1 protein-coding gene and 1 pseudogene are annotated in these 2,913 nt (G+C 43.9%); both read left to right on the top strand.

Translation table 11 applies throughout. From position 1 onward, the window contains the following. The first annotated feature begins 301 nt into the window (after window positions 1–301). The gene (locus F6K53_RS36455; protein WP_293084347.1) at window positions 302–2,557 is read left to right on the top strand and encodes an SMP-30/gluconolactonase/LRE family protein; all 2,256 of its coding nucleotides are present in this window, start codon (window positions 302–304) and stop codon (window positions 2,555–2,557) included. Window positions 2,558–2,597: 40 nt separating this feature from the next. Beyond that, window positions 2,598–2,913 (top strand): annotated as a pseudogene (locus tag F6K53_RS36460) (cephalosporin hydroxylase); the annotation flags it as partial.

The raw sequence follows: 2,913 nt of genomic DNA on the forward strand, positions 1-2,913 counted from the left end.
GGAGCAACCCCTGTTATTCCCCCCGAAAAGCAATCAGAGAAAACGAGAACGCTTCAATCGTGGTCTGCAAACGAGAACTTGCATCGAGTCGAACGACTTATTAATCGCCTATAGCTTAATCGACGAATTGCAACTCGTTATGAGAAATATGCCATCAATTATCAAGGGATGTTGACTATTGCCTCTATATTACTCTGGCTTTAGTTGAAATCTTCTTTCTCCTGTTGCTGGTGATATCGATCACAGTTCCATGGTGATCTTTTAACTTTGCAGACACGCCCGCCCTAGTTTATGGTAAATTTTGTCAAATAAGCCCGTTATCTGCTCTAAGTTCATGCTGAAAGTGGCAACAGTCACTGTAATCCAGGAAGTTAATCAACCTGATGAACTAATTCCTGTATTGGTTTTGTGTCCATCTCAAGATGAGAAGCAGTTATTGTCTAGCGCTGACTTTTCTGCTTATTGCTTCCATTGCCTAGAGTATTCATCTCTACAAACAACGCCACCTAAACTCAAAGGTCAAGTCGATTTAGTAGCCTTTTGCCAAGATGCGATCGCTTATGCCAAAGTACATAAGATTGCAGCTGTTTATTACAGCTTTGATATCGCTAATTTAGTAGCTGCCGTGGTTTGTCAAAGCCTCAATATCTTTGGCCCTCGTCTTGAAAGTATATTGCAGTGTTTTCATAAGTTTTATGCCCGTGAAATTGACTCATATCCCCCCGGTTACAGTGTTGTACAACTGGACAATGAAAAAGATATTTTAATTGACAAGGACATTGTAAATACGCTGAGGTTTACCGTATTTGTTAAACCAGTTTGCTCGAGTTACGGGATGTTTTGTGGCAAGGTCGATCAACCTGAACAGTTACAACAGGTATGTAAAGATCTAGCCAGGGCTTATCAACCTTGGTGGCAAATGTATCGAGATTTATTCCAAGCATTTGTTGATGGCACAAAATACCCCTTAGCTGTAACATCTCAAGTTCCGCTTTTAGTTGAAGATCTGATTTCCGGTCAACCCTTAACCTGTGATGGCTTTGTTTATAGAGGACAGGTTCATTTTTTTGGTTTAGTGGATACCGTGGAAGCAAAGGACGGGTCAGTGGATTGTTATGTCTTTCCCTCTCAAGTGAGTCAGGCACAACAAAGGGCTATTTACGAACGAGTAGCTAATTTTATTCAAGATAGCGGTTTAGACAATAGCTTTTTCTGCGCTGAATTTTGGCTTCAAGAGCAAGGCTCCCCGGTCTTAATTGAAATGAATGCCCGGATGAGTGCTACATTTGGCTTTTTGTATCAGCAGAGTCTGAATTTTAATTTACCCAAAGCAGCTCTGACATTAGCCCAGGGAATTTGTCCAGATATTCCAAGCCAGACATTAGTAGAAAAAACACCCACCAGTTGTCGCCTGTATCTGTCAACTCGTAACAATGGTCTCGCCTCAACACTGTTTGATTTTAGCCTTGCCCAACAAACCCTCAGTTGCTCACAACTGATTACCTTTAATTGTGAAGCAGCAGACCAAATTAAAAATACTTACTATCATCCCACTCCACTGGCAGAACTAAACCTGGTTGGTTCTAACCGAGCTGCCCTACAGTTTTATGGTCAGCATCTACGCAATGCATTACTGCTAGAACGACGCTCCCCAGCCTATCAAATTGCCGTGGCCCAAGACTGCGTTCTCCAGGGGGGTGAGGGACTCTACTATGACCCCAGAAGTAATCAACTATTCTGCCTGGACTACGGTAATCCTCAGCTGATTCAACTGTGCTTAACAACCCGCAAGGTGCAGCGGTTCCCATTACCTGGTTTGTGTTACGGTCTTGCCCTATCGGGGACGGAAACTGTGGTGTTGTCTGGGGAGTTGGGACTGGTGGAGTTAAATCTCAATACCAAAGAGATCATACCAATTATCCAAGACTATCAGGGTAAACAGTTGGTTTGCAATGATGTAGTTATTGACAAAAACGGAAACATTTGGTTCAACACCATCGATGAGGATGCCACAGCAATTAGGGGAACAGGGGCACTGCTAGCCTGCAATCCCCAGGGGCAAGTCCAGGAAGTTTTTGCGGGGCTAGGTTATGCCAACGGCATGGGACTATCACCAGATGGGCGATCGCTCTACGTTGTGGATAGCTTAGAAAGGTCTGTTCATGTCTTCGTTCTCAATTCGGATCGAACTGAAGCAACCCTACCCGATATTCATGACCATCACAAATTTATCGTTGCCGATGAAACTGAAGGAGTACCCGATGGATTGGCTGTAGATGGGGCAGGTCGTCTTTGGCTCACATTTTGGTTTGGTGGCAAAGTAGTCTGTATCGATCCGCAATCTCAAGCAAGAGTCAGAGAGATTGTTCTACCTGTGATCAATATTAGCAGCGTGACCATTGTTGATTCTAAATGCGATCGCACTGCCGAATCACCCTGCAAATTGTTTGCTTGCTCATCTGCTGTTCCTTGGCTAGGGGGAAAAGTCTTAGCACCCTGGTATGCAGGTGATTTGCCAGGGTCGCGACAAGGATACCTTTTTGAAATCGATATTTAGTGATATTTTAAGTAACGCCCTATAATCTTAAGACATCATCATGGATCATCAAGAAGCTAAAAAGCGCCAAGAACATTTAAAGGCTCTACGGCGAGAGGATCGGTTTGTCAAGATTAGTGATCGAGAAGATCGGTGCGATCTGAATCTCGATGCCTGGGCTGCCCTGTGTAAAAATCAGTTCTTGCAAACTTGGAAAGGAGTGGTTTTGCAGACTGGGGTTACAGAGTTAGGGATCTACCCTATGCTGTTAAACGAACTTAAACCGAAAACCACAATCGAGCTAGGAACCTATAGTGGCGGTAATGCACTCTGGCTAGCAGATCACATAGAAATCTTTGGGATTGAAGGCCGGGTGA

It is taken from the genome of Moorena sp. SIO4A1, assembly GCF_010672065.1.
Classification (GTDB): domain Bacteria; phylum Cyanobacteriota; class Cyanobacteriia; order Cyanobacteriales; family Coleofasciculaceae; genus Moorena.